Annotated in this window: 32 protein-coding genes; 20 read left to right on the top strand and 12 right to left on the bottom strand. The window is 31.1% G+C overall.

Features of this window, described 5'->3' with window-relative positions; genetic code table 11:
- Positions 1-20: 20 nt before the first annotated feature.
- The 20 genes from ACQ9BO_RS07675 to ACQ9BO_RS07580 all read left to right on the top strand — a co-directional run bounded on the left by ACQ9BO_RS07675 (position 21) and on the right by ACQ9BO_RS07580 (position 16,745).
- Positions 21-710, top strand: a complete 690-nt coding sequence (locus ACQ9BO_RS07675) for a restriction endonuclease subunit S (protein ID WP_431244234.1) — start codon at positions 21-23, stop codon at positions 708-710.
- Between the two features lie 13 nt (positions 711-723).
- The gene (locus ACQ9BO_RS07670) at positions 724-1,359 is read left to right on the top strand and encodes a PD-(D/E)XK nuclease family protein (RefSeq protein ID WP_431244233.1); all 636 of its coding nucleotides are present in this window, start codon (positions 724-726) and stop codon (positions 1,357-1,359) included.
- 26 nt (positions 1,360-1,385) lie between these two features.
- Complete coding sequence (locus ACQ9BO_RS07665; RefSeq protein ID WP_431244232.1) at positions 1,386-1,862, top strand: hypothetical protein; 477 nt, start codon at positions 1,386-1,388, stop codon at positions 1,860-1,862.
- Between the two features lie 10 nt (positions 1,863-1,872).
- Entirely contained in the window at positions 1,873-2,733 is an 861-nt protein-coding gene (locus tag ACQ9BO_RS07660; protein WP_431244231.1) for a hypothetical protein, read from the top strand.
- Positions 2,694-3,467, top strand: coding sequence for a hypothetical protein (locus tag ACQ9BO_RS07655; protein WP_431244230.1), 774 nt, complete (start codon positions 2,694-2,696; stop codon positions 3,465-3,467). The genes ACQ9BO_RS07660 and ACQ9BO_RS07655 overlap by 40 nt, the downstream gene beginning before the upstream one ends.
- The gene (locus tag ACQ9BO_RS07650; RefSeq protein ID WP_431244229.1) at positions 3,464-6,061 is read left to right on the top strand and encodes a hypothetical protein; all 2,598 of its coding nucleotides are present in this window, start codon (positions 3,464-3,466) and stop codon (positions 6,059-6,061) included. The genes ACQ9BO_RS07655 and ACQ9BO_RS07650 overlap by 4 nt, the downstream gene beginning before the upstream one ends.
- Positions 6,051-6,599: a hypothetical protein gene (locus tag ACQ9BO_RS07645; RefSeq protein WP_431244228.1), complete on the top strand. Its 549-nt coding sequence runs from the start codon at positions 6,051-6,053 to the stop codon at positions 6,597-6,599. The genes ACQ9BO_RS07650 and ACQ9BO_RS07645 overlap by 11 nt, the downstream gene beginning before the upstream one ends.
- 9 nt (positions 6,600-6,608) lie before the next feature.
- On the top strand, positions 6,609-7,367 hold the full coding sequence (locus ACQ9BO_RS07640; RefSeq protein ID WP_431244227.1) for a nuclease-related domain-containing protein: 759 nt from the start codon (positions 6,609-6,611) through the stop codon (positions 7,365-7,367).
- Complete coding sequence (locus tag ACQ9BO_RS07635; RefSeq protein WP_431244226.1) at positions 7,285-8,775, top strand: ATP-binding domain-containing protein; 1,491 nt, start codon at positions 7,285-7,287, stop codon at positions 8,773-8,775. Before ACQ9BO_RS07640 ends, ACQ9BO_RS07635 begins: the two co-directional genes overlap by 83 nt.
- Positions 8,776-8,895: 120 nt before the next feature.
- The gene (locus ACQ9BO_RS07630) at positions 8,896-9,258 is read left to right on the top strand and encodes a DUF4145 domain-containing protein (RefSeq protein ID WP_431244225.1); all 363 of its coding nucleotides are present in this window, start codon (positions 8,896-8,898) and stop codon (positions 9,256-9,258) included.
- Positions 9,251-9,922 carry a hypothetical protein gene (locus tag ACQ9BO_RS07625; RefSeq protein WP_431244224.1) on the top strand — a complete coding sequence of 224 codons (672 nt, stop codon included), beginning with the start codon at positions 9,251-9,253 and terminating at the stop codon, positions 9,920-9,922. Before ACQ9BO_RS07630 ends, ACQ9BO_RS07625 begins: the two co-directional genes overlap by 8 nt.
- Positions 9,923-9,933: 11 nt before the next feature.
- The gene (locus ACQ9BO_RS07620) at positions 9,934-11,934 is read left to right on the top strand and encodes a DEAD/DEAH box helicase family protein (RefSeq protein WP_431244223.1); all 2,001 of its coding nucleotides are present in this window, start codon (positions 9,934-9,936) and stop codon (positions 11,932-11,934) included.
- A gap of 11 nt (positions 11,935-11,945) precedes the next feature.
- Positions 11,946-12,347, top strand: coding sequence for a type I restriction-modification enzyme R subunit C-terminal domain-containing protein (locus tag ACQ9BO_RS07615; protein WP_431244222.1), 402 nt, complete (start codon positions 11,946-11,948; stop codon positions 12,345-12,347).
- A gap of 218 nt (positions 12,348-12,565) precedes the next feature.
- Positions 12,566-13,150: a hypothetical protein gene (locus ACQ9BO_RS07610; protein WP_431244221.1), complete on the top strand. Its 585-nt coding sequence runs from the start codon at positions 12,566-12,568 to the stop codon at positions 13,148-13,150.
- Positions 13,151-13,188: 38 nt separating this feature from the next.
- Positions 13,189-13,662 (top strand): hypothetical protein, encoded by a 474-nt coding sequence (locus ACQ9BO_RS07605; RefSeq protein WP_431244220.1) that lies wholly within the window; start codon positions 13,189-13,191, stop codon positions 13,660-13,662.
- Complete coding sequence (locus ACQ9BO_RS07600) at positions 13,662-14,369, top strand: STING domain-containing protein (RefSeq protein ID WP_431244219.1); 708 nt, start codon at positions 13,662-13,664, stop codon at positions 14,367-14,369. Before ACQ9BO_RS07605 ends, ACQ9BO_RS07600 begins: the two co-directional genes overlap by 1 nt.
- A gap of 173 nt (positions 14,370-14,542) precedes the next feature.
- On the top strand, positions 14,543-14,698 hold the full coding sequence (locus ACQ9BO_RS07595; protein ID WP_431244218.1) for a hypothetical protein: 156 nt from the start codon (positions 14,543-14,545) through the stop codon (positions 14,696-14,698).
- Positions 14,695-15,408: a hypothetical protein gene (locus ACQ9BO_RS07590; RefSeq protein WP_431244217.1), complete on the top strand. Its 714-nt coding sequence runs from the start codon at positions 14,695-14,697 to the stop codon at positions 15,406-15,408. Before ACQ9BO_RS07595 ends, ACQ9BO_RS07590 begins: the two co-directional genes overlap by 4 nt.
- Before the next feature lie 23 nt (positions 15,409-15,431).
- Positions 15,432-15,611: a hypothetical protein gene (locus ACQ9BO_RS07585; protein WP_431244216.1), complete on the top strand. Its 180-nt coding sequence runs from the start codon at positions 15,432-15,434 to the stop codon at positions 15,609-15,611.
- A 612-nt stretch (positions 15,612-16,223) separates the two neighbouring features.
- Complete coding sequence (locus ACQ9BO_RS07580; protein WP_431244215.1) at positions 16,224-16,745, top strand: hypothetical protein; 522 nt, start codon at positions 16,224-16,226, stop codon at positions 16,743-16,745.
- A gap of 369 nt (positions 16,746-17,114) precedes the next feature.
- On the opposite strand, the gene ACQ9BO_RS07575 is transcribed toward ACQ9BO_RS07580, so the two are convergent.
- The 12 genes from ACQ9BO_RS07575 to nagA form a co-directional block, all read right to left on the bottom strand.
- Positions 17,115-17,342, bottom strand: a complete 228-nt coding sequence (locus tag ACQ9BO_RS07575) for a hypothetical protein (RefSeq protein WP_431244214.1) — start codon at positions 17,340-17,342, stop codon at positions 17,115-17,117.
- Positions 17,343-17,651: 309 nt separating this feature from the next.
- Positions 17,652-17,924 carry a hypothetical protein gene (locus tag ACQ9BO_RS07570; protein ID WP_431244213.1) on the bottom strand — a complete coding sequence of 91 codons (273 nt, stop codon included), beginning with the start codon at positions 17,922-17,924 and terminating at the stop codon, positions 17,652-17,654.
- Between the two features lie 85 nt (positions 17,925-18,009).
- Entirely contained in the window at positions 18,010-18,453 is a 444-nt protein-coding gene (locus ACQ9BO_RS07565; RefSeq protein WP_431244212.1) for an SDR family NAD(P)-dependent oxidoreductase, read from the bottom strand.
- An 89-nt stretch (positions 18,454-18,542) separates the two neighbouring features.
- A complete protein-coding gene (locus tag ACQ9BO_RS07560; protein WP_431244211.1) occupies positions 18,543-19,127 on the bottom strand; it encodes a GNAT family N-acetyltransferase in 585 nt (194 codons plus the stop codon).
- 55 nt (positions 19,128-19,182) lie between these two features.
- Complete coding sequence (locus ACQ9BO_RS07555) at positions 19,183-19,632, bottom strand: type II toxin-antitoxin system RatA family toxin (RefSeq protein WP_431244210.1); 450 nt, start codon at positions 19,630-19,632, stop codon at positions 19,183-19,185.
- A gap of 116 nt (positions 19,633-19,748) precedes the next feature.
- Entirely contained in the window at positions 19,749-20,135 is a 387-nt protein-coding gene (locus tag ACQ9BO_RS07550; RefSeq protein WP_431244209.1) for a hypothetical protein, read from the bottom strand.
- A gap of 67 nt (positions 20,136-20,202) precedes the next feature.
- Complete coding sequence (locus tag ACQ9BO_RS07545; protein ID WP_431244208.1) at positions 20,203-20,577, bottom strand: hypothetical protein; 375 nt, start codon at positions 20,575-20,577, stop codon at positions 20,203-20,205.
- Positions 20,578-20,616: 39 nt separating this feature from the next.
- Positions 20,617-21,300 carry a PQQ-binding-like beta-propeller repeat protein gene (locus tag ACQ9BO_RS07540; protein ID WP_431244207.1) on the bottom strand — a complete coding sequence of 228 codons (684 nt, stop codon included), beginning with the start codon at positions 21,298-21,300 and terminating at the stop codon, positions 20,617-20,619.
- Between the two features lie 140 nt (positions 21,301-21,440).
- Complete coding sequence (locus ACQ9BO_RS07535; RefSeq protein WP_431244206.1) at positions 21,441-22,109, bottom strand: M13-type metalloendopeptidase; 669 nt, start codon at positions 22,107-22,109, stop codon at positions 21,441-21,443.
- Positions 22,090-23,502 carry a hypothetical protein gene (locus tag ACQ9BO_RS07530; RefSeq protein ID WP_431244205.1) on the bottom strand — a complete coding sequence of 471 codons (1,413 nt, stop codon included), beginning with the start codon at positions 23,500-23,502 and terminating at the stop codon, positions 22,090-22,092. Before ACQ9BO_RS07530 ends, ACQ9BO_RS07535 begins: the two co-directional genes overlap by 20 nt.
- 300 nt (positions 23,503-23,802) lie before the next feature.
- Positions 23,803-25,347, bottom strand: a complete 1,545-nt coding sequence (locus ACQ9BO_RS07525; RefSeq protein ID WP_431244204.1) for a T9SS type A sorting domain-containing protein — start codon at positions 25,345-25,347, stop codon at positions 23,803-23,805.
- Between the two features lie 169 nt (positions 25,348-25,516).
- Positions 25,517-26,635, bottom strand: coding sequence for an N-acetylglucosamine-6-phosphate deacetylase (gene nagA / locus ACQ9BO_RS07520; protein WP_431244203.1), 1,119 nt, complete (start codon positions 26,633-26,635; stop codon positions 25,517-25,519).
- Positions 26,636-26,844: the final 209 nt, after the last annotated feature.

Below are 26,844 nucleotides of genomic sequence, written 5' to 3'. Positions count from 1 at the left end.
TTCTCGACAAAGCCGATGAATTGCGCCAATACAACCAACAACTCATCGAGAAATACGATAAGCTTACGCAAAGTTTGTTTTTGGATATGTTTGGGGATCCTGTGAGGAATGAAAAGGGTTGGAAAATAGAAGTTTTAAAAAATGTATGTCATAAAATAACTGATGGAACGCATTTCTCACCTGAACCATTAAATGAAGGTTTTCCATATGTAACTGCTAAACATGTAAAGTCATTTGGATTAGACTTTTATTCAAAACCAACATATATTAGTGAAGAAGCACATAATGAAATTTATAAAAGATGTACTCCTGAATTTGGAGATGTATTATACATTAAAGATGGTGCTACAACGGGTATTGCTTGTTTAAATATTTTTAATGAACCAATTAGCCTTCTGTCGAGCTTAGCATTATTGAAGCCAAACTATAAAATTATTAATAACTATTATTTGTCATATTGGTTAAACAATCCTAAAGTTAAAATAAAACTATTGAACGAATTTATGTCTGGAGCCGCAATCCAAAGATATACATTAACCAAAATAAATTCTTTTCAATTAATCATTCCACCAATCGCCCTCCAAAACCAGTTCGCCGAGCGAGTACAAATGATAGAATCTCAAAAACAACAAGCGCAAGAAGCCTTAGCAAAAAGCGAGCAATTATTTCAAGCTTTGTTACAGCAGGCATTTAAGGGAGAGTTGAATTAGAATAAATAATTTTATGAAAACTATCACAACATTTTATTCCATTATAAAAACCAAAATAGAACTATCAAAGGAATTTAGAAAACAATATGGTAAAATACTTTCTCCTGATTTTAATTTATTTGATTTTTGGTACATTGACGAAAATAAAGTTTCTGAAGTAATAGCCCATTTTCTAAATCCAAAAGAGACACACAATCAGAATGATACTTTTTTAAAACTATTTATCAATCATTTTGATTTAGATTTTAAATACACCGATACTGATAACATTGAAGTAGAATGTGAACACATAACGCACAACAAAAGGCGTATCGATATTGTTATTCGTAAAAACCAATGGGAGCAAATCATTGGTATTGAAAACAAAATTTACATCTGGACTGCGGATCAAATTAATCAAATCAAAGATTATATCGACTATTTAGAAAAAGTAACTAAAGATAATTATTGCTTGTTGTATCTAAGTCCTGCAAGCAAAATAATCTCAGAAACAAGTTTATCTAAAGTAGATTTTGAAAACTACACCAATCTAAATAAGCTAAAAACTATTAGTTATGAAGATCACATAATAGAACTAGTTCATCTCTTTGCTCTTCATTGTGAATCAGATCGCGTGCGCTACTTTTTATTAGAATTTGAAAAAAATTAAAAAGTCAATTTATTGGAGAAAAATATATGGATGAAACTAAAATGATTGCCGAGTATATATTGGAAAGTCAAGATAATCTAGAAACAAGTTTAAAGTTAGTAATGAGTTTGCAACAAGTAAAAGAACAACTTAAAGAAAAGTTTGAATTGCAGTTAGAACAAGTCGCGACTGAATTAGGTATACAATTTGAAAGAGAAAAAATGCGTTTTTTCCCAAGCAATTGGTCTAAACACACTATTGCCCTTAGTTACGAATCAGGTGCCATACTCTACGGTATCAACAGAAATGAAGTTCTAGAAACTAAAGAGCCATCACCCGAAATTCAAGAATTTTTTAAAGAACAATTCCAAACATCTTATTGGTGGCCAATGCACAAGGATTTTTATAGTAACATTAATAACAATTCTGAATTTTGGTTAGATATTAATTCTGGAAAAGCAAAAGCAAGAATTAAAGAATTTGTCAAGATTGTGAATGATAATTGTAATACTACAAACTACTAAGTAGCAAAGTATGGCATACGATACAACCACCTATTTAGAACCCTTTTGGGCAAAAAGTGCTGACTTTGTTAGAGGTCGTGATCCACTAGGAATTCAAAACAGTTCAATTTCGGTTTACTCCTTGTTGCTACCAGGAATGACCAATCTAACTTTGAGACTAAGATATTATGGGTTTTATGTATGGTTGTTAGACGAATATCATAACCTCCCTGAAAGTAGTGAGTTTAAAACGAGTGTTAGAGGGCAATATAATTTTATACGAAGAGCCGAACTGATTCTTTCGTATTGTATGGTAAATAAGTATCCTTCAGAACAGAGTGTGGTAGGAAGCAATTTTGCTATCAAATATATCACAGACTTAAACACACAAAACTATTATGATATTGCGCTAGGGGCTGATAAATTTGAAAACACGATCAAACATTCAGTATATTGGGATTATACATCGGGCGCTTTTGGTCAGTATTATAGTGGTTCCTTAATGGCTTTGCAATTAGTAGATGCCAAAACGGGTGGTTATTTTGAACGAACCAAGAAAGGGCAAAAGCTAGCGGATTCTTACCGCAATTCTATTCAAGACAACACTGCCATAACCTTGTTTTTAGAGAGAATAAACGAAGGTAAATTGTATCGAGAAGATATAGATACTTTGGCTGACTTTGCTCTAAATAGAGATTTATGCAATAGTACTGAAGAAGTATTTTACTCTGAAATGCTCTTGGATTATGATGGATTAAAATATAAAAAAACGAACGGAGTTCCCTCTAATCAAAGAAAAGACACGGTCTTACTTTTCTTAAATTACATAGCGACAAACAAAGACAAGGAGGCTTGGAAAGCTTTTCCGATGTTTTTATATACTTCTTTTTAGAAAATCACTCGACGATAACCAATGAAACGCATTTGGGTTGGTATTATTATTTTCTAAACGAGTTAGTACACTTTAGTTTAGAAACTATTTTTTGGGCCATGTTGGTCCAAATGGAAAACAAACCACAATCAGTCTCAGTTTTTATTGAAGCTATTACGGAATTAGTAGTTGAGAATGAACAAGAAACTTTTGATCTAAAGCTATTAACTGTATCTCAAGTAATTGAAAAAATCGGAAATAGTGAAGACACACCAACAGAGTATATAAAACACATCAATAACAATGTTAAAGGAGATCTTAATATTTCGGGGCTTTCTAAAGGCTTATTTTTACTTTTAAAAGTATATCACGATAGTATTCCCGTTACCGAAAAAATAGAGCAGTATGCAACAGATTATGCTTTATTTGATAAAAATGGGAATGCCCTAAACGTTTTCAAAGAATTTATTACCTCTAGCAAAGAGATGCTTTTTCCAGATTTTATAAGAACCATAATAAAGGCTATCATAAACGACCATACCGCAATTGCCTATCGAAAAATGGGGAATGGCGAAAAGAACTTATTGAAATTTATTATCGAAGACAATTATTTAATTCACATTGAAACAATGACTCCCAATTTTACGAGTCCAAGGATAAAAACACTTTACAATTTCTTAATCGATTTAGGTTTAATTACTATTGAAAGTGATTTAAGCACTAAAGCAAATCAATTAATTTCGACTGCAGTATGATAGAGAAAAAACTATTTCACGAAATTAAAAAAAGTGCAGATTTTCATTCAGTCGTGATGACTACTTTTTCCTTTGATTTCCATCATTTTGAAACACAGGTTTTAAAACAAATCAAGCAAAAAGGAATCACGAATGTAAACTTATTAGTGGATGATAAAATGCTAGACGAAAGCATTGGTTTGACTACTGGTAATTTAAAAAGTTTGAATTCGAGTTATAGTGTAAGTGGAATAGCATCAACAGGAGTGTTCCATCCTAAAATGGCCTTTTTTGTTGGAGAAAAAGAAATTATGCTTATTCAAGGTTCCGGAAATATAACTGCTGGAGGTCATGGCAAAAATCACGAACTTTTTTCTGTACTCTATGCCACAGAAGAAGATAAAACACAATTACCCTTATTAATAGAAGCTTGGAATTATTTGAAATCCAATACCGTAAAAATAAAAGGTTTTTCAAAAGACAAACTAAATTGGTTAGAAGAGAATACGACTTTACTACAAAAAGGAACAACTGACGAACACTTATTTCATAAAATAACAGACAACGTTGAGGTTGCCCTTTTATATAATGAAGAAAACAGTATTTACAAGCAACTGATCAACCTTATTCCAAAGGATTCAATCACAAAAATCAAAATAGTTAGCCCTTTTTATGATGAAAATGGTGCTTTACTCCTATCTATGTCGAATCACTTTGATAAATCTATTATGGAAGTGTATTTACAAGACAAAAAAGGCATTCATCCACACAAAATGGAGAAGCAAAAAAATATTAATTTTTATTCCTGGGACGCAACCGAGAGAGCTGAATTAAAATTTAAAAAATACGATAGAAAATTACATGCTAAACTATTTATTTTTGAATCTAAAGATTGGACTTATTGTTTAATAGGAAGTCCGAACGCCTCTATAAAAGCTTTTGGTCAAGAAAACTATACCGGTGCTAATGATGAATTCGCAGTTTTATACAAGTACAAAGAGAATGACATTCTTAAAGAAATTGGCATTTTTACCATAAAACAAAAACTGACACCTTCAAAACCAATAGAAGCAGAAGTACAAAAAGAAGAGGAAATTGAAAAAAGAAGAGTCAAAAAAATTGTCATACTCGGGGCAGACAAAGAAGGAAATAAAATAACATTATTTCTACAAAATTACGATAGTCATAAACAAGTAAATCTAAAATTATTCAACAGCTGGGGAACAGTGATTGAAAATAAAATGATCTCCAAAATAGCTGATAAAATATATTTTGAAGTCAATAATACAATCAGCAATAATGCTTTGTATTTACAGCTTTTTGACGAAAAGGAGGATATTATTTCGAACAAACAGTTACTCAATAATGTATCTGAATTATGGAATACAAACCCTTCGCCCGATAATCGAAAATTAATTAGACTAACAAGTATGATTGAATCGGGAGATTTCAAACTCTTTGAAGTAATGGAATATTTCAATATGATTCATAGCAACTCTTCCTTTTCAAAAAAGAAACGACTACTTCTGGCTATTCAGATGATGAAAAAAGAAACTAAAAATTTAGATTATGCATTAAGTTATGAAGATGCAATTGCTTTAGATTCAAATTCAAAAGAGCATCAATTAATTTTAAAACAACACCATACTGTCAAGATTTGGGATTCGTTTGAAAAATACCTTAAAGACTATGCAAGAGAATTTGAAGAAGACAATGAGGATGATGAGGAAGAAGCGGATGCTACATCAAGTAGAGATAGAAAAGACATTACAGCTAGAGATAAAAAACAAGAATATTATCCTTCCAGAAATGTTCTTGAAAAAAGACGGGAAGTTGTGTACAAATTCATTACAAACTATCTAAAAGCGCTTTATAAATTTGAAAATCATAAAGACAAAAAACTTGGTTTAGTGGATTTAGCAATGCTTTTAATAGTATTAAAACATCTATTTGAAGTTACCAATCGTAAATTTACAATTAAGAACGAAACAGAAACAGCGCAAGAACAATACTATATTTATCACATACCAGGCAATTTATTTGAAATAGGAAGTTTTTCTGGGGCGATTCTCAATGTTCTGGGTGAATTTATAAACGTAGCACTTCAATCAAACTGGGATGATGCTAAAGATGAATATACAGTAAAAAAACTAGCGCATTATAAAAACATCAGTTGTATTAATTCTTTATTGTCTATTGCGATTATCAAACTAAATTATAAAGAAGATAGTCGTTTCTACGATTGGTTTGAGGTAACAGCATTAAATATATTGAAGATTTTTGGCATCCCAAATGAAGCCTTTGAAAAAGAAATTGAGAATCTAATAACTGCATCTTACATTCTAGATATTTCAAGTGAATCTATTAGTGAGATAATCAGAGCGTGGATAAAAAAACATAATGACCAATTTATCCCAGCACATTATTTCAACAACAATAACAGTGGTATCTGCATAATTTGTAAATTTATTCCTAACCAAGACAATCCGAAATTTTTGAAATTGTCAAGACCTGGTTTCAACTATGACGAAAAAGAACATGATTTCTTAAATGAGAATTTATTCAATATAGCTACTAATAGTTGGATTAAATCAAAACAAAAAAATGGATTATAAAAATGTCTTACAACAAATTCAGGAAATACAACTAGAAACTTTTTGTACATTAGATAGATTTTTAAGTGAAGGTACCGTATTGTTACCAAGACACAGAAGAGGATTATATTGGCTTTGGTCACGTTTAGATTACGACTTATTAAGCTTAGCTAGAGATAATCATAAAAGTGAAGTTCCAATTATAAAATTAATAGCACAAAGATCAAAGCTGAGCTATATTAGTACAGTTGAACATAATGGTTTCAAAATAATATACAATGGTATCGGCGGGTACAAAAGTAATCCTCCAGCATTTGGTTTAAGAGAAAGAATACTTCAAGAACTAAACTGTATGGATCACAGAACAGGGACTTTAAATATTCTAAAACGTTTTGATAATCAAGAAGATTGGGCAATAAGTTTTTTTGATTTTGATGATAATAACAATAAAGCAATTTTTGGTTTCTTGTATGAAGAAGATGCCTATTCAAAGTACGCTTCTGATATTGAAAAACTTTGGCGTTTAGAATTTGGTCACCCTATATTGTGTAGAAACTAAAAAATTAATATGGCAATATTATATCCTTCTTTAGAGACTATTATAAATGGTAAAGTTAAACCTGAACCTGGAGAGCTTCATTTATTAAAATATTTGATTAATAATCTAGATAATTCTTTCGAAGTATATTTTAATCCCATGTTGAATGGAGATAGACCAGATGTCGTCATTTTAAGAAAAGGGTTTGGAGTTCTAATCATAGAAGTGAAAGATTATAATTTAGATAGTTATAGATTAGATGAAAGAAAAAATTGGGTTGTAAAACATAATAATGCTCGAATAAAATCCCCAATAAATCAGGCTTTAAAATACAAAGAAAACCTCTTCAATCTTCATATACCGCTACTCTTAGAGAAACAAATTCTTAATTTCAGATTCTTAAATATAGTTTCCTGTGCCATTTACTTCCACAATGCAAGCGAACAAGAAATAAATGATTTATTAGTTTCACCCTATGAACACGATGTGAAATACAAAAGTTTTCTAAAGTACAACATCAATTTTATAGGTCGAGATAATTTGAATGAACTCGATTTTGAAACATTACTAAAAAAAATTAAGTTAAAATCTAGTAGTACTCAAGCGTTATTTTCAGATGAGTTATACGATAGCTTTAAAAGATTTTTAAGCCCTCCAAGACATTTAATTGAAGATGGGAAAAACATTCCTTATAGTCGCAGACAAATTGAAATTATTCATAGTCAAACAAGAGAACAGCGAATTAAAGGAGTTGTTGGCTCAGGCAAGACAACTATTTTGGCAGACTAGGGCAGTTCAAGCTTATAAAAGAACAAAAGGTAAAATTCTAATTCTAACCTACAACATTACATTAAAGAATTATATTCATGACAAAATAAGTCAGGTACGTGAAGAGTTTCCGTGGGAGAACTTTATCATTCTTAACTACCATAATTTTATAAATACAGAATTAAATAATTTAGGTCTAGAATTCGAGTTTCCAGAAAATTTCAATGAATTTACTATAGAAGAAAAAGGGGTTTATTTTGAAACCAACTATTATTCTAACAAAAAACTTTTTGAAGAGAATCGTGATAATTTAATGCAGTTCGAAGCTATTTTCATTGATGAAATTCAAGATTATAAAAGACCATGGATGGACATCATTAAGGATTGTTTTTTAGCTAAAGGTGGAGAATATGTCCTCTTTGGAGATGTAAAACAAAACATTTACAACAATCAAACTTCTGGAAAAGATGTTGTAACAAATGTAATGGGTGTTGTAAACTTAAAAGATTGCTATAGATCTGATTATAAGATCAAAGACTTAGCAATAAAATTTCAAGAAACAATTTTCAAAGACAAATACGAGATCGATGATTTTAATAAAATAGATAATTCCCTTGAAATTCAATTTGAGAAAAATTTGCAGGGACATCTTAATTATATGTTCTTAGAAAATACCGATAATGTTTCAACTCTCTACACAATTATATATGAAAATATTATCAATAAAAAATTCATTCCAAATGACATAACTATTTTAAGTCACTCCATATCACTCTTAAAAAAATTTGATTCCTATTATAGATATTCATGTTATGAAAATACAAATACCATGTTTGAAACTTCAGAAATGGTTTGTAATATGGCACTGAATGATATTAAAAGAGTAAATACTGATACTTTTTCCAATTGGTTAAAAGAAGCTATTATATTAATAAAAAGAAACAATGATTATGACACTACTAAAGCATTTGCTGAATTAAGTATTCTTTTTACATTATATGATTTGGTTATTGCCTACCCAAATAGATTTGACCCAATTTTTGATTGGTATTGTCAAAAATATAATACCAACCTATCAGGTTTTTTAACTTTAATTTCGAATAATCAAAATAGTTATGATGCATTTAAAATGTATAGAAACACTATAGTAACAAACGAAAAAATAAAAAATTTGAGAAATAATAAAAAACTCCATTTTTATATGAATAGAGGAACTGTAAAATTGTCTACTATTCATAGTTTTAAAGGATGGGAAAGCGACATCGTATTTTTAATTATCGAAAAAAATCATTCCAATGTAGAATCTACATTCGACGAAATTCTATATACTGGATTAACGCGAACTAAAAAAAATCTTGTCATTATAAACTTTGGAAACCTGCAATACAATGAAAACCTAAAAAATATAATAAATTCGATCAACTCATAGATTGAAAAGCATATACTCACTAAAAATTATATTTTAATTAATTTTAAAAAGAAATAAATTGATACATTTTAATATCGTTTTTGTAGATAAAGTAGTATTTTAGTCCATCAAAATAAACCAATGCAAAGCAATTTTACTTTTCTTCAGTCAGAATTCCCTGAAATCTATCGCGAAATTCAAGAAGCTGAAAAACATACCTTCACTGCACCTCGTTATGCGGCGTTACTATGTAGAAGCACTTTAGAGAAAACTTTGTTTTGGTTGTATAAAAATGATGAAGATTTAGAACTGCCTTATGATACAAAATTAGGTGCCCTACTCCATCATCAAAGTTTCAAAAACATACTCAAGCCATCTATGTTGATGGAATTGGATATTGTTCGCTTAAATGGAAACAATGCAAGCACACGGCAAAACCGTGAAAGCTTTAGAAGCCTTACATTCACTAAAAAACAGTTTTCGCTTTCTTTCTTTTTTGAGTAAGTATTACAGCGAAAGCAATCCCGATATTCCAGAATTTGATGAAAGAGTAATTCCGTATGGAGATACGAAAGATAAAAACACCAAACAACTGCAAGAGCTAGTTGAGAAACTAGAACAAGAACGTACTGAAGCGCAGAAAGCTCTAAAACAACAAGAAAAATTAGCGGAACAAAACGAAGCCTTACGCAAACAGCTAGAAGAAAAATTACAGTTGGTATCGGCTCGTAAAGAAGAGCGTTTACAAGAAATTCAGTTAGATCGAGCCATTCCAGAACTTACTTCCGAACAAGAAACAAGAGAGAAATTAATCGATTTGTTATTGCGTGAAGCAGGTTGGGATAATTTACGCCAAGGCAGAGAAATAGAATTTGAAGTAAGCGGAATGCCACTTACAACAAACCCATCTGGAAAAGGACTTGTCGATTATGTTTTATGGGGTGATAACGGTTTGCCTTTAGCAATAGTCGAAGCCAAAAGTACGATTCACAGCGCTTCAAAAGGAAAACATCAAGCTAGTTTATACGCCGATTGCGTAGAAAAAGTACCGGACAACGTCCTGTTATTTTTTACAGCAATGGTTTTGAAACCCATATTTGGGATGACACTTTTTATCCTTCAAGACTCGTACAAGGTTTTTATACCAAAGAAGAATTACAAGTCCTGATGGAAAGACGATTGGCTCGTAAAGACCTAAGGGAATTTGTAGTCAATAAAGCTATTGCAGGAAGGTATTACCAACTCGAAGCCATTCAAAGAGTTGCAGAACATTTGGTAACTACCAATCAAAATAAACTAAAAGGTACAAGCCGAAAAGCCTTGTTAGTAATGGCAACAGGAAGCGGTAAAACCAGAACTGCTGCCGCAATGGTTGACTTGTTCACCAAATGCAATTGGGCTAAACGAATCTTGTTTTTAGCGGACAGAAATGCATTGGTAACCCAAGCTAAAAATGCCTTCAAAGAACACTTACCACATTTATCGGCTATTGATTTGACCAAGGAAAAAGAAGACAATGGTACACGTGTAGTGTTTTCGACCTACCCCAGCATTCTTAATAAAATTGATAACCTCAAAAATGATGATGAACGTTTTTATGGCGTGGGACATTTTGATGTCATTATCATTGACGAAGCCCACCGTTCCGTTTATCAAAAATACCAATCTATTTTTAGCTACTTTGATGCGCTTCTTATCGGATTAACTGCAACCCCTAAAAAAGAGATTGACAAGAATACCTATGGTTTGTTTGAAATAGAAGATGACAACCCGACGTACGCTTACGAACTCAATAAAGCGGTAGCGGACAACTATCTAAAACCACCAAAGGCGTTCAAAGTACCTTTAAAATTTCCACGAGAAGGAATTATTTACGATGATCTTTCAGAACAGGATAAAACTCGTTTTAGAGACCTTTTTGGAGTTCAATTTGGTGATGAGAATGAAGTTTTTAATGTGGATAAAAGCAAAATCAATACTTGGCTATACAATAGTGATACTATTGATAAAGTGTTAGATTATTTAATGACTAACGGCCAGAAAATTGCTGGTGGTGACAAATTAGGGAAAACAATTTTGTTTGCTAAAAACCACAAACACGCGACTTTTATAGAAGAGCGTTTCAATAAAAACTATCCTCAATATGGTGGTGGATTCCTAAGAGTAATTGACAATTACGAAGACAAAGCACAGGATCTATTAGAGAAATTCTGCTTTGATAAAGGCCATGAAAAAGAGCCTCAAATTGCCGTTTCGGTTGATATGATGGATACGGGTGTGGATGCGCCAAGAGTATTGAATCTAGTCTTTTTCAAAGAAGTTAAATCATATTCTAAGTACTGGCAAATGATTGGCCGTGGCACTCGATTATGTCCTGATATTTTTGCACCGGGAGAAGATAAAGAGTATTTCTTAATCTTTGATTTCTGCGGTAATTTTGAATACTTTGGAGAAAATCCAGATGGAGAAATTCAAAAAACAACACTATCTCTATCTCAACAAACATTCAATACGAAACTTGAAATTGTAATGGCAATTCGCCAATTACAAAATCCAACGGACGAGCAAGAAAAAATTCAAATGCAATATGTGGATGAACTACATCAATTAATAGAAAAGCTAGACGATAGTCGTTTTGAAGTTCGCAAACATTGGCGTTATGTTGTAGAATATAAAAATAGAGCACGTTGGAATAATCTAACCCAAGGAGATATTTTAAATATTCAAACCAATCTATCCCATTTAATAGATAATAATCAAGACAAAGACGAATTCGCAAAACGATTTGACTTGTTGACATACAAACTACAACTGGCGTTAATAACAGGAAACAAATCCCAAGTCAATCATATTACTAATATTCACGAAATTGTAAATCTCTTATTTACAAAAAGAAATATTCCTGCCGTACAAGCAAAAATAAATACAATCCAAAAACTCCAAAAAGAACAATTCTGGAGTACAGTGAATATTCTAAATGTAGAAGAAATTCGTCAAGAATTAAGAGATTTAGTGCAATTCCTAAAAGATGAGAAAAAACTAGATCCAATTTACACTTCTTTTACAGATGAATTAGATTTGGATAAAGTAGAAGAAGTCGATTTGTTAGCTTCCTACACTTCCTTACAAAGCTATAAAGACCGAGTAGAAGCTTTTATCAAAAAAACAGATCGCATCTAGTAATTGATAAATTGTATAAAAACTTACCTATCACAACAAACGAATTAGAAGTGTTAGAAGCCTTTTTATTAAAAGAAACTTTAGAAAGCAAAGACCGATTTGTTAAGGAATATGGCGAACAACCTTTGGGTAAATTTGTTCGAAATATTATTGGCATGGATATCGATGTAGCTAATAAATTATTTGCTGATTTTATTAGCCAAGGAAATCTGAATGCCAACCAAATTACATTCATCCACAAAATCATTCAGTATTTGAATCATAAAGGAGTTATTGAAAAGCACCTATTAACACAAGCGCCTTTCAATGAAAACAATGATCAAGGTATTTTCGGAATCTTCCCCGAAGAAGATAAAGTAATGAGAGTCATTCAGGTAATTAACCAAGTGAATGAAAATGCAATGTTTGCTTAATAATTATCTAGTCCATCAAAAGTATCTTCCTTATACATTTATCTGAAACACCAAAATTCATTATTTACTGCATTTCTGCATTGTACAGAATATATAATAGTACAATTTTAGTATGAACAAGTAAAAAAATAGTAGGTTCAGACTTTATTCACAAGTATGCACTTACAATGCACACGTCTCTATCATCTTTGCAGGAGTAAACTTTAAAACTGTAAATGATGTCAAAAAACTATGTCCAATTGATTAGTAAAATTAACCAACGAAGCAACCCTGATTTGGTTCAAATGAAAGCTTTGTATGCAGAAGAAAATGCAACATCTAAGCTTTTTGAAAACAAAAAATTACCAAATACTGAGGTATATATCTATGTCCAAAAGGCTATGAAAGGTGTGGCACCAGAATATACAACAAATAGCAAAACAGCCGCTAATCAAGTAGAGGCACATCTAAGAAAAAGTCATGGAAATGATGTTCATTTTGAACGACAAGGTTCAGTAATGACCAATACTCACATACTTAAAGACAATGATATCGATTTAGTTCAAATTACAAACAAGTCAAAAGGTGTTGATCATGATCGTCTAAAAAGTTCTTTAGCAAATCCAAAGTTATTAGATCCAATAGAATTTAAAAACTTAAAAAAACATTCAGATGATTTTAGGCAATATGAAGGAAATCAAATAATCGATCTGAAGAATATTAGGAGACAATCCGAAGATATTTTAAGTTCTACATATAAAGAGATTGATATTGACAAAGATAATTCAATTTATGTATTAGTTACTTCCCTAAACGTGATGTAGATGTTGTTACTGCGACGTATTACAAGGGTATTGATTATATGAAAACAAATCGTGATCATAGAAGAGGTATTCAGATTTACAATAAAAAAACAAATAAGCTTTCCGATGTTGATTACCCTTTCTGGAGTATAAAACGAATTAATGAAAGAAGTATTCTAACTAATGGAAGATTGAAAAACATGATTCGCTTTCTAAAAAATGTGAAATATGATTGTGATAATATTGACAATAAAGGCGCAATAAGAAGTTTTCACATTAATGCGATTTGCTATAATATTGGCATTGAAAAATATCAATACTCACATTTCCTCGACCTTGTCTCTATAATAAATGAAGAACTAATTCGAATTTTAAATGATAAATCTTATCGTAATAATATTAAATCAGTTGATGGTACCGAAATCATTTTTGAGAAGGATTGCGACAAAAAAATGCAAGAAATAAGTTTTTTGCAAAGTGAAATTAATCAGATAGTAAACGATTTAAGATTTAATAATCAAAATTTTATATAATGAAGAAAATACAAAATCACCTCTTAGAATTGGCAGTAATTAATATTAGAATATTTACTTATTTCAGTTATGTTTTAAATTTTTTGACCGCAACAATAGTTATATTCTGGCTATTAAAAAAATCCATCCCAAAATTTGAAAACATTGACTTAGAAGCATTGGTTACTATAGTTTCATTTTCTGCTGTTACTTTGAACCAGTTAAATAGAAAACTTTTTGAGAAAACGGAATATTCTCCGGCTGATGTACTAGCTCTAGGTTATGTTAATAATTTCCTTGTTCCGGTGATAACTCAATTGAAAGAAGATGGTATACAAAATCCAAGTGTATGTATTTTTAAGCCAAGTAAAATAAATGAACTAGAATCAAGTAACATTGATATTATAAAAGCTGAACTGAGAAACAAAAAATATTCATTAGAAGAAATAAAATTAAATCTCAAACAAGCTAGAGCACGAGATATATTGGCGATTCAAAAAAGTGAAAACAAACAAGTTTATTTTGATTTCCCTAATACATTATTATCCCTAATAAGTTATATTGATTATAAAGCTGAATCTAAAGCTAACAGATCGTCTGATAAAATAAAAGCTGAATTAGGAATAAATCTAATTTCTGAATTTTATAAAAAAGTTGAAGAATTAGCTAAAGAAAAAAGAATATTTAAAAACATAAAATTTTGTTCCGCTGACCTAAATTTATTCTAAATATCTATCTACCATTTTATAGCTGATCTCTGCATTTTATCCAAGAATTATAATATAACATCAATAAATTATTGATGTTATATTAAGATATAAAACTAGATAATTTATTATTTAACTAATTTGTAAATACAATTAAATCATTAATTTAATTGTATTTACAAAATCTCTTTTATATGAAAACTATTGAGCTTTCAAGAAATCAATTATATGACTTAGTTTGGTCGACTCCACTTTCTAAATTAATCAAGCAATATGCTATTTCAAATGAAGGTATAAAAAAATATGCAGGCTATTTGAAATACCCATACCCGAAAGTGGCTATTGGATGAAATTAAAATTCAATAAAAAAGTCAAAAAAGAAAAATTTAATCCAATTTTTGGCGGAGTGGATAAAATTATTTTTCAAATAAGAGAAGAAGGTAATCCAATCAATTTTGATCAAACACCCCTAACAATAAGAACTAAAGAAATCGAGAAATATGCGAAAGCTCCATTATTAGTTCCAGATAAAATTACAAAACCAGACATTTTAACTATCCAAACAAAAGACTATTGGAAAGGTAAAATCAAATTTTCTTCATATCGAGAAAATAATATAATACTATATCCTATTAGAGTTGAGAAAAACAACCGAGATAGAGCATTATGCTTTATGGATTCTTTAACGAAATTGCTAAGATTTAGAGGTCACACGATATCAAAACAATATGGTGACACATGTGCATTGATAGATGGGATTTTTATCGAAATGGACTTACGTGAAGCATCAAAAAGAGTTCCAAGAAAACCGCCATACAGTGGTACCGAATTAGAATATATTGGTGAATTCATTTTTAAAATTGGGAAATATTCCGGAGAACGCGAATGGAGAGATGGAAAGACAAAAATAGAATCCAATTTAGCAAAAATTGTCGCAAAATTAGAACTTATTGCCCAAAGTGAAAAGGAATGGAAAGAACGTTCAAGAATCGCGACTTTAAAAAGAGAAGAAGAAGAATTACGTATTGCAAATATTAAAAAGAAAAAAACGAAGAAATAGAAAAGTTCAATAAACTGGTTACTTTGTCAGAGCAATACAATAAGACACTCATTATTAGACAATATATTGAAGCAGAAAAACATAAATCAATAGATAATAACACTTTAAACATTGAAAAGCAAGAATGGTTAAAATGGGCTTCTGATAAAGCAGACTGGTTAGATCCCTTAATCAACAAGCCTGATAATATATTAGACCAATAATTTTTTATTTAAGATCTACCCAATCCTCCTAAATCAACCATGAAATGGTTCGAGAATTGTATCGTCAGGGCTACTAAGTAAAGCTTCAGAGAAATCTGGAGCTTTTTTTTGTTTATTTTAGATTTAGAAAATAGTATCTGATTCAAATTGTGGGTGCGAAGTCAGAGACATTCGCACAGCGTTTCCTAAGAACTCTTCGAAGAGCAGGGCTTCTTTTGTTTTAACTATCTTTGTTAATATCATTTTTGCGTTCACGAGCGAGACGCTCGCGCCAGCAGGGGGAAGTTCTTTAAATAATTAATTATGAGATCTAATTATTTATTTTTTCTTAATGACAAGTTCAGCATTATGCTATCCACAAAAAACAAATTTAATGAAGAAAAAAATTCCATACAGCGAGTTTAAGGAAATCCTAACTAAAAATGATGAACAAATTTTAGGATTTATAACAGATGTAAATCGAAAATTGAAAAAAAGTCAAATCTATTACGCATTTGATAATTTAGATGTTTTTATTGAAACATCTAATTCCAACGTAGATCTAACACTTTACGGTGATAATCATGTAACAAATGAAAGTGAAATATATCTTTTTAATTCTGAAGAATCTTTTTGGAATCACTTAATGAGAAAAACTTCAAGGAAATTAATACCCCTTATTTTAAGTATCGTAAGATTTTTAAGAATCCAACTTTATTTAGAGAAGTTTTTATAAAGGAACTATTTTTAAATCTAAAATTAGAAATACCAGAAAAGATCTCAGAAACTAATTTAGATGAGTTTAATAAAGCATTATATAATTTTGGATATGACAGAACTAAAAACTTTTTATATATACATCTCATTATATTTTGTGGAGAATTTTTAAATGAAATTGAGAATAATAAAGGTAGATGGACGACATACACAAGTTCGCATTACCCATTATTGAACATTCCTGAATTTATAATGGCTGATAATCTTTCGACCAAAATTTCTATAAATCATTTTTTGGGTAAAGATTTAAACGAGGCGATTGATAAAAACCAAGTGAATAATATTTACATATATAAGATCGAAGATTTGTTCGAATTTAATTCTGATTGGCAAAAATTCAGATCTAAAGTGATTATCAAAAAAAATGAGATTAAATAAAATCGATGAAAGAAAGAAAATGCTGACGTCGAATATTACTTTGATGACAATAGTTAAAATTTTACGATCTAAGCCATTTCGATAATTGAACATGCCCCAATAGTTAGACACTATTTAGGGCATGTTCAATTATCAGGCTTTTATTTTCTAATAATCTACATTGAATTTGAATTACTAGATCATTACATTTTAAAATATTACTTTAGGATGCTAATGCAAAAATTGCATAATAATCAGTAATAATGCGGTTAGATATTTGAATGCTTCCCGCTACTAAGACAAAAGCTTCAGATTTCTCTGAAGCTTTTTTTATGCTTTCGTTAGAACTTTTATGCACGTCACAATTTGAAAGTGCATTACTCCAAATTACTATTTTTCTTCCAGTTCTGTTTCGGTATGCATGACACACGCCCATTTGTTATTTTCTTTAATCCAAGTAGAAGTGCAGGCGGCCTTTATAGGCTCTTTTTGACTTTGACCTACTATCTCAAAATCTAGACCATACCCTATTACAGCTGTATTTTCGGCAATTAGCTTTTCTTTTACATCATAGATGTTCAGTACTTTTATTTTATTAGTCTGTCCAGAGTCAAACATATTTTTGAAATCAGCCTCACTGATACTTTGAACACCATTTTTTCCGGCAACTATACAGGGAAAAAACGTTAGATTTCTTACTGTTTCATAATCATCACTTTCAACTCCGTGCCAATATTTTTTTCCAATTCAATGATTTGTCCTTCCATATTATCTCGTTGTTAATTAGACATTTTACAAATTTCAAATTAATATTGAAATAAAGCGACTCTTTTAACATAGATTTAATTTTCATAAGAGCTATCTTATTCAAGTCAAATAGATTTGAGAACATCCTATCTTGGGATATTACATTCAACCAAATCTTTCTCATAAATCTGGTTTTGGGCCTTTTGAAATTATAGACCTCATCAATCCCGGAAACCACCTTTGCAACCAAACAGCCAGCTTTCCGTGACCTGTGAAAACGTAATTTCTCTTTCGTTTTAAAACAGCCTTTACCATTACTTTTGCGGCTTTATCAGTAGGCCACATTAAATTTGACGGACGCGGATCTGGCTCTTCAGGATGCCAAACTCCGTCATTGTCAATTCGGGCAATTTCCGAAACTACAAAACCTGGATGCATTGTAGTACAACTCACACCTGTGCCCTTTAATTCAACCTGCAAAGTCAGACCTATAGAATTTACAGCCGCTTTTGAAGCACCGTATGCGCCTACATTAGGATTAGGAAGATATGCTTGCTACACTTCCAACTAAACCAATTCGGCCATTGTTTTTCTTTAAATGCGGCAATGCATATTTTACTGTTAGGGCTAAACCTGTAACATTGCCTTGCAATTGTCTGTTCCAATCTTTGGCTGTTAGTTTTTCGATACTTCCAAAAACACCAAAACCGGCATTAGCAACAACTATATCCAAACGCCCCAAATCTTTAATGATTTGTTGGACTGCATTTTCAATAGAGGTTTCTTCCATTATATCACACGGAATCACCAGTGCTTCTCCACCTGAATATCTAATCTGATCAGCAACTTTATCTAATAGTTCTTTGCGCCTTGAAGAGAGAACTACTTTATATCCTAATCTTGCCCATTCAAGAGCCATTGATTTTCCAATGCCAGATGAAGCACCTGTTATCCATACTATGCCTTCTTTTACATTTGTCATTTTTAATCATTTTAGTTTAGATAGTTTCTTTTCGTTATAATATAGAATGCCCAATCCCAAATTACTAATCTACTGGCGCAATCGTTTTTTTATTTGATTTCTTGCGCAGGCTTTATTAAATTATCTTTTATTTTTGCATAAATATCAAGACTTATAAACTTACCATTTTTAATTTCACAGTCTTTCATCGTCCCTTCGTACTGAAAGTCAAGTTTAGCCATTACATTTTTACAATTCTTATTTTCTGACTCAACAAATCCTTCAATTCTATTAATTCCTAAACTGTCAAACCCATAATTACAAATTAACGGTATTGCTTCTTTTATAATTTCATGCCCCCAAAAATCAGGAATTAACCAAAAACCGATTTCTGCTTTTTTATGTTCTTTACTTAAATTATTTAATCCACCCGCTCCGTAGAATGTGCTATTATCGGCAGAACAAATAGCAAACCAAATTCCTGTCTCATTTTTTTCAAGATCAGCGAAAAAAATCATCTGTTCCTTAGTAGCTTCCAATGTTTGAAAACTCACCCCATAATATTTAATAACTTCCGGATCTGAAAGTCCTTTGAAAACATTTTCAAGATCACTACCGATAAATTGTCGCAATAAAAGTCTTTCGGTTTTTATGGTTACAAATCCTTTTTTCATGTTTTTTTGCTCCTTTTTCATTATCAGTTTTCATCGTCAAGGTTCTCTTTGTGGGAACAGATTGCAAATCTACTTATCAGATTTCTTCTTCAATATTCAGCTTAAGATCAACAAGCCTTTGTTTTACATTTGTTTGCAAAATCTTTTTTATAAAATTTATCAATAAGCTGAACGGAAATCTAAGTGAAAAAGAATACAAAAAGACAACTTCTGTTTTATCGTTAGGCATTTCTTTAAATGTCCAAGAACCTAAAAATGACCTAAATAACAATGAATTATCTATCATTTTTATTGCCGTAACTTTTGGTCGGTTATAGGTAACATATTCCGTTTTCATACCAAGTCCATTTTTTGCCACACAATATGCCTTAACTCCTTTACCAGCTTCTGTTGCACCATCAATTAAGTTAGCTTTTTTCAGAAAAGTATCCCATTTTAATCGTTTATTATAATCTTGTGTAAAATCAAAAACTAACTCAGAGTTTTTATTAATTAGAATGGTCTCTTTAAATTTAATCGTGTTCATAATCAGGATTTTCGAACTTCTTTTTTAATCTCTTTTTTTGGTTTCTCTAATTACACCAGTGTCAAATTTCTCTCTGCTGGCTAAAGTGATTTTGTTCTAAAAATTTAAATCAGCATTCATTTCCTTTTGAATGTAAAGCCCTTCAGTAAACTTCCGTCTGAGTTTTTATAATAATATGTTAATTTATTTTTAGTTATTTTTAGGCAATGCATTTCATTTTCCAAATGATTCACAGGATTAATTAATAAATAATACTGTCCTTTTTTTGAAATAATCTGCTTCTCTTCTTTTACCTCATAGTTCTTATAATTTTTCCACTCTCGTTTATTCGGCAATCTATAATCATATCTTGTCAATATCGAATCTGAGGAAATGTGAATTTCAGTTACTTCGTAACTGTAAATCGTACTATAGTTATGGGCTCTTCCAAAATACACCTTTTCTTCCAGTTGGATATTTTTCGAAATAAAAACCGAAAAAAGAATTGCTGTAATTAGATTCATAGTTTTACAAAGTTAATTATAACTCCTCCTCTTGGAGCTAACATATTGCTCATGAACCAATCTATATCTAGTAATAATTTTTAACCATATAGCTGTTTACAAAATAAAAAATAGTCAGTAATAGTCCTGTAAGAATTAAAAACAAAATTTCGCTTTTAATTGTCGCCCAAATTAAATGACGCTTGTAGACTTTATATACTAAGAAAATTACAATTATAAGTAACGAATAAACAATTGAATAAATTGACAATATTATCGCCGGCCAAATCATAAAACCAGCATTTGAGTAAATACTAAAACATTCTCCTTTGTAAACTAGCGACGAAATAATCGAAATAATTAGTAGTATAGAGGAAATTGCCAAAACAATTCTGGCAACTCGCTTTAAAGATGAGAATATTTTGTCGAATTTTAAATTAATGCTATTCTGATTTGTTTCCATTTTGTAGTGATGAATATTGTTTTCTATGGATGTTTGCTTTTATTTACTATAAATATTCTTACTTATCTCGATTTTATGTTCCCACACTTCAACACTCATAAATGGCTTGCATTTAATTGCATAAGTTTTATCCTTTCCTGTAAATTGATATTTATGTTCTTTCAATGAACTGCTATCCCTCATTTTTGCATAAATTAAACTTTGCAAAGAGTCATTTTCAATTCTTGAAATTAATTTTCCAGACTTTATATCATATTTAGATACATATTTCCAATAAACGGTCTTCACCAGTAATGTTGAGTTGATCGTATCAACACAATGCCCTCCATAAGGATCATCAAACTTAGCTTTCCAGATTGTTTTTCCTTTATTATCAAATGCAGAAATATCACCTAAATAGGAACAATAAATAACTGTATCGCCTTGAAAAGAAGCGGGCTGACTTGCAAAAGCATCAACATGTGCGCGCCAAACAACATTTCCATCCTTAGGATTCAAGCAATAAAGAAAATTGCTATCACCACCAACATCAATTGTATTGCAATATATCTTGTCATGATATACAACTGCATTTTGCAATCCTCTTTCATCAAATTTATCAAGCCAAAATTCTCCCGGATTTAAAATCGGATACGGAACGGTCGGGTCATACTCAAAGTTTGATTCTTTTTTTGTGCAACAAATCATTATAATAGAAATAACCAACAAGAATGATCTTTTCATACTTTTAAAATATTAGCACAAATGGATTTCCTCATTAATTCACTCCAATTTAATTTTACAATACTCCGTTCTGTATTATTTGATCCGCCATTCCATAACACTGTAATTCCCTTCAAGGGGTAATTAATTTTGTTTCAACACTACCAAATTGTGATTCTGTCTTTCTCTGGCAAAAACATTTTATCTCCAGGTTGCACATTAAATGCTTTATAAAAAGGTGTCGTATTCATTAAAGGACCATTCACACGCCAATTTGGTGGAGAATGCGGGTTATTGTTAATCCACAAACGTAGGAACTCATCTTTCATTTTTACTCTCCATATTTTGGCTATAGAAATAAAGAAACGTTGGTCTGGAGTATAACCGTCAATTTTTGTATTTCCTTTTCCTTGTTCAGTCATTTTAAAAGCATCGTAGGCAACTGCAATTCCAGCTATATCAGCTGTGTTTTCGCCAACTGTCATTGCACCATTAATATGTAAATCTCCTAAAACGGTATAAGTACTATATAAATCAATAACTTGTTGTATTCTTGATTTAAACTGCGCATAATCCTCTTTTGTCCACCAGTTTTTCATGTTTCCATCCTTGTCATATTGCGCACCTTGATCATCAAAAGTATGGGTTATTTCGTGGCCAATTACCATACCGATACCTCCGTAGTTAAGTGCATCATCGGCATTATTATCAAAATATGGGGCTTGTAAAATACCGGCAGGAAAAACAATTTCATTTGCAGTAAGATTGTTATATGCCGTAACGGTTGGGGTTGTAGTAAACCATTCTGATTTATCGACTGGCTTGCCCAATTTTGCCAATTGAAATTGATATGCTCGCTTTAGACCCTGAAACCACATTCTCAAAATAGGCATTTCTAGCAATATTTACGTTACTATAATCTCTCCATTTATCTGGATATCCTATTTTCTTAGTAATGGCAAATAATTTTTCTTTGGCTTTTTGTTTCGTAATAGGACTCATCCATTGCAAGTTATCAATTCTTTTTGCATAGGCTTTCTGTAAATTATTTACTAGAACCAGCATACGCTTTTTGGCATCTTCCGAAAAATATTTCTTTACATACAATTCACCCAGAGCTTCGCCTAAATAATTGTCAACGATATTTGCCATTTTTTCGCCACGTGATTTTTGAACAGCTTGCCCAGAAAGCACTTTAGTATATTCAAATGAAGCATCTACAAAAGGCTTGCTTAAATCATCTGCATATCTTTCGATAGAATTTGCTTTCAAGTAAATTTTCCAATTATTAATCGGGATGGTTTTTAAAAGCTTATTAAGGGCATCATAATAAGCAGGTTGGCCAACATTAATAAAATCAGTTTTAGCACCTAAATTATTTAAAAAAGTAGTCCAGTCTATATTAGGATGTCTTTTTGCAAGATCTGCTACAGCTGTTTTATTATAATTTGCCTGCACATCTCGAAGTTCAACTTTTGTTTTATGCGAAAGTGCAAGCTGTTTATCAATATCATAAACCAAACCAGCATTCTTTTTAGCTTCTTGAGCATTGCTTCCTGTTAGCTGAAATAATACAGTAAGATATTTTTTGTATGCTTCTTGTATAGCAACGGTCGATGAATCTGATTTGAAATAATAATCCCTGTCAGGCAAGCCTAAACCCGTTTGATAAAGCTGGGCGATATTCATACTGCTGTTTTTATCATCGGGCGACACTCCAAAACCAATAATAGAATAATTGCCCGCTTTTTCTTCATTAACAACAAAATTCATTAATGAAGGCAAATCGCTAATTGCTTCAATTTTTGCAAGTAGAGGCTTGATAGGTGTATAACCGCGTTTGTCAATAGTCACAGTATCCATACCCGATGCATAAAAATCCCCTACTTTTTGCGCTATACTTCCTGCTGGGTTATTGCTTTTTGAAATACTATCTAATATTCCTTGAAGGCGAATTCGTTGCGGGAAATTCATAAACATATAAGCGCCTACTCCAGATTGAGATGCTGGTATTGATACAGAATCATACCATTTGCCATTTACATATCTAAAAAAATCATTGCCAGGTCGCAATGTGGAATCTATTCCTGTAATAGCAACATCTTTTTTCCTTGATGTTTTGAGCAAGCTGTAAGAGCTAAGAATGCAATAAAGAGCATTAATGATTTTTTCATAATCTCGATTGTTTCTATTAAAATGAAGTGAAAAACGTTTTGAAGGCAATTATTTTAAAATGTATATGTCTGACATAATCCATTTTAGCAGAACAAGATACAAATTCAGTTTTTAATTCTAAAATTTTTGTCAGAATTATTACTGATTTAAATTCGTTTTGCTGTGGAAATTGAATCTGTATTAAAGATGTTTGGAGGGAATATTTTCTATAATATTTTTATTGCTCGCCAAGAGAAAAATGATAAAAATAGAAAAGCTTCAGAGAGATCTGAAGCTTTTCTATTTTATAAGATCTTTAATCTTTTTATTTCCAAGTTATCTCTGACGGACAATAACAAAAAGTACTAATTATTTCTTTAGAACTTTTAGCGTGTTTCCTTTTTTAGTCTTGAAAAAATACACACCAGATGGTAATGAATCAAGATTCACTTCATTATATCCCACAACTAAATTTAATTCTTTTAATTGCTCTCCAACAGCGTTGTAAATATACATTTTACAATCAGATTTTACATTTACATTCACTTTGCCAATTGTTGGATTAGGATACAAACTTGTCGAGGATAAAAGATCATTTTCATCTACCGAAAGCACAGTCTTACACATTGCTGTAACTTCCTCTCTATTGTTACATCCTTCTTTGTTTGAACGGATAGCGGCACTTTTTGCAATATCTGAAAGATAACTGCACACACTTTGGATCGCACAAGTTGACAATAAGGCATTCAACTCAATAGTTACATATCCGATTGTCTTGGGATCAATATTCTCAATACCTTTCAAACTTGTTATTTTGTCATTATAACTGATTGTTAAATTGCCATTATTTATATTCTTAAGACTTTCTAATCCTACTAAATTTTCAAGACTTGTACATCCAGATACGTAAAGGTTTGCACTCGACACGAAACTATTTAAACCTTGAAGATTTATCATACCCAAATTGTCTGAAATTTCAAATGAAATTCCAACTTTAGTCAAACCACTCAATCCCGTTAAATTAGTCAATGCATTGCAACTTTTTATTTGCAACATTCCATCAATTGATGTCACATTTTGCGACCCATTCAATGAATTTAATTTATCAATTCCAAATAGCGTTAAATTTTCTTTTACAATTTTAAGATTATCAAGTCCTTTTAGATTAATTAGATTATCATTATCAACTACAAATAACCTGTAAATAGTAGCAAGATTTTCCAAACCAGCAAAACTTGAAATATTATCATTTCGTTCTATTTCAAAAAATCGTCCAGTAGATATTAGCCCATTTAAACCTTGTAAATCTTTCAAGCTATTATTAAATCTAATTTTTAAATCTCTTTTTACAGTCTTTAAATTATTCAAACCATCTAAAGACGTCAAAAGCGGATTTGACTCTACAACCAAATCATTATTAACTTCCGTAATACCTGCTAATCCATTAATATTAAGAAGCTTATTGTTTGCACTGATTATTAGATTATTTCCAATATTTGCAACGTTTTTAAGGGCGCTGATATTAGTTAATACTTTATTATCTCTTATCGACAAATCTCCTCCTACTGATTTAAGATTTTCTAAGCCATTAAAATTATCTAAAACGTCATTTCTTTCGATCAATACATTTTTTCCAATCGAATTCAACGCTTCTAATCCAGTGAAATTGGTCAAAAGAGAATTGCCACTAATAGTCAAATCTCCACCAATTGAAGTCAAATTATTCAACCCTTTTAAGTCTTTAATTAAGAGTTTGAGCGTAAGGTTTCCTGTAATAGATTTAATTTGGGATAATCCTAAAAGATTGCCGACGTTTTCTATTAATACATCCCCGCCAATAGTGGTACAACCAGGATAATTTTTTGAGAAATTATCTATTTGGGATTGACTGTTTATTGTAATTCCTGACGGCAAGCAATTTTGACCAGAACTACTTAAAACTGTTAAAACAAGTATACAAAAAGTTAACACACCTTTTTTTATCATTATGATTTGGAGTTTTGAATTTGTAAAAAAAATTTTATTTTCTTTTCAAAAATACATTATTAAAAATTAAAAACAATATCCTAATAATTGATTCATTTTAAGAAAAATCAAAAGTTTTAATTTCAGATAAATCATCATTGAATTTGACGAAAGTTGCAGGAAATCCAGCTTTTATTTTTCCGTATTTATCTCCTAAACCAATTGCATTTGCCACGCGAGAAGATCCCATTTTCAATGCTTCATCAACAGAAACATTCAAATGATTGTAGGCATTTTGCACTGCCTCTAACATCGAGATTGAGGCTCCAGCTAAATTGCCGTCTTTATTTCTGTAAAATCCATTGTCAAGATGAGCATCAAAATTATCCCAATTGAAGTTAGTCACTTTTCGTCCTAAAAATGTGGCATCACTAATCAAAAAGAATTTCTCTTGTTTTAGTTTATAGGCTAATCTCGTCATCGCGTAATCGCAATGCGAACCATCTAAAATAGCGGGTGTAAATACATTTTCGTTTTCAAAAGATGCGCCAACCAAACCGGGTTCGCGATGTCCAAATTGTGTCATCGCATTAAACAAATGTGTAACGAGTTTAATTCCTTTTGCAAAATAAGGTTGCGCTTCTTTATACGAAATAGTCGAATGTCCTATTGAAATTACAAAACCGCTTTCGAGCAACATATCAAGCTGTTCTTCCGTAAAGCATTCTGGAGCAATCGTGATGACTTTTATAACATCTTTCCCATACTTTATAATTTCTTCAAGCTCCTTGTTTGTAGGTTTTCGAACTTGATCTATACTGTGCGCACCTCTTCGTAGTGGATTCAAAAATGGTCCTTCTAAATGCATTCCGATTACGCCATTATCGTATTTTGCTCTATAATTGCGAACAGCCTCGATTCCTTTCATAATGGTTTCATTTGAAGAGGATATCAAACACGGAAGCACCTGCATTGTTCCATATTTACGGCTAGCATCATAAATATCCTGAATTGCTTCTTCAGTTGGAGTTTGGCTGAAATAAAGCTTTTCTCCTCCATTTATCTGAATATCTATAAAACCCGCGACAATATGTTTTCCCTGAAGATCAATCGTTTCAATGGCATCCGGAATTTCATTTTGAACCGAAAGAATTTTTCCGTTTTCTACAACAACAACTCCATTATTGATTATTTCTTCTCCTGTGTGAACGACTGCATTGATAATGGCTTGTTTCATTTTTTAAAATTTAATTTATTCAAACTTATAATTAATTTTTCACGCAGATTTAAATTGATCTAAGCAGATAAATTTTAAATAAAATCTGTAGAATCTGCGTAAAACAAAAATTTCAAATCAGTTTTTTAGCTACGACTCGAGCGATAGCGAACAGGCAAAGTAATTCACAAATTATTTTAAATAAATTAGTGTAATTCTGGTTGTTCCTT

The sequence above is a fragment of the Flavobacterium sp. P21 genome (genome assembly GCF_050632225.1).
In the GTDB taxonomy this organism is placed as follows: domain Bacteria; phylum Bacteroidota; class Bacteroidia; order Flavobacteriales; family Flavobacteriaceae; genus Flavobacterium.
The sequence above is the reverse complement of the archived record's forward strand: the minus strand, read 5'-3'. Positions and strand labels throughout refer to the sequence as shown.

Excerpts from the sequence above, each read along its gene's own strand:
- nagA (WP_431244203.1), bottom strand. The coding sequence starts at position 26,635 with ATGAAACAAGCCATTATCAATGCAGTCGTTCACACAGGAGAAGAAATA.
- ACQ9BO_RS07600 (WP_431244219.1), top strand. The coding sequence starts at position 13,662 with ATGAAGAAAATACAAAATCACCTCTTAGAATTGGCAGTAATTAATATT.
- ACQ9BO_RS07545 (WP_431244208.1), bottom strand. The coding sequence starts at position 20,577 with ATGGAAACAAATCAGAATAGCATTAATTTAAAATTCGACAAAATATTC.
- ACQ9BO_RS07555 (WP_431244210.1), bottom strand. The coding sequence starts at position 19,632 with ATGAACACGATTAAATTTAAAGAGACCATTCTAATTAATAAAAACTCT.
- ACQ9BO_RS07575 (WP_431244214.1), bottom strand. The coding sequence starts at position 17,342 with ATGTTTGACTCTGGACAGACTAATAAAATAAAAGTACTGAACATCTAT.
- ACQ9BO_RS07560 (WP_431244211.1), bottom strand. The coding sequence starts at position 19,127 with ATGAAAAAGGAGCAAAAAAACATGAAAAAAGGATTTGTAACCATAAAA.
- ACQ9BO_RS07665 (WP_431244232.1), top strand. The coding sequence starts at position 1,386 with ATGGATGAAACTAAAATGATTGCCGAGTATATATTGGAAAGTCAAGAT.
- ACQ9BO_RS07610 (WP_431244221.1), top strand. The coding sequence starts at position 12,566 with ATGTCAAAAAACTATGTCCAATTGATTAGTAAAATTAACCAACGAAGC.
- ACQ9BO_RS07540 (WP_431244207.1), bottom strand. The coding sequence starts at position 21,300 with ATGAAAAGATCATTCTTGTTGGTTATTTCTATTATAATGATTTGTTGC.
- ACQ9BO_RS07605 (WP_431244220.1), top strand. The coding sequence starts at position 13,189 with ATGAAAACAAATCGTGATCATAGAAGAGGTATTCAGATTTACAATAAA.
- ACQ9BO_RS07550 (WP_431244209.1), bottom strand. The coding sequence starts at position 20,135 with ATGAATCTAATTACAGCAATTCTTTTTTCGGTTTTTATTTCGAAAAAT.
- ACQ9BO_RS07595 (WP_431244218.1), top strand. The coding sequence starts at position 14,543 with ATGAAAACTATTGAGCTTTCAAGAAATCAATTATATGACTTAGTTTGG.
- ACQ9BO_RS07640 (WP_431244227.1), top strand. The coding sequence starts at position 6,609 with ATGGCAATATTATATCCTTCTTTAGAGACTATTATAAATGGTAAAGTT.
- ACQ9BO_RS07670 (WP_431244233.1), top strand. The coding sequence starts at position 724 with ATGAAAACTATCACAACATTTTATTCCATTATAAAAACCAAAATAGAA.
- ACQ9BO_RS07565 (WP_431244212.1), bottom strand. The coding sequence starts at position 18,453 with ATGACAAATGTAAAAGAAGGCATAGTATGGATAACAGGTGCTTCATCT.
- ACQ9BO_RS07660 (WP_431244231.1), top strand. The coding sequence starts at position 1,873 with ATGGCATACGATACAACCACCTATTTAGAACCCTTTTGGGCAAAAAGT.
- ACQ9BO_RS07645 (WP_431244228.1), top strand. The coding sequence starts at position 6,051 with ATGGATTATAAAAATGTCTTACAACAAATTCAGGAAATACAACTAGAA.
- ACQ9BO_RS07630 (WP_431244225.1), top strand. The coding sequence starts at position 8,896 with ATGCAAAGCAATTTTACTTTTCTTCAGTCAGAATTCCCTGAAATCTAT.
- ACQ9BO_RS07650 (WP_431244229.1), top strand. The coding sequence starts at position 3,464 with ATGATAGAGAAAAAACTATTTCACGAAATTAAAAAAAGTGCAGATTTT.
- ACQ9BO_RS07590 (WP_431244217.1), top strand. The coding sequence starts at position 14,695 with ATGAAATTAAAATTCAATAAAAAAGTCAAAAAAGAAAAATTTAATCCA.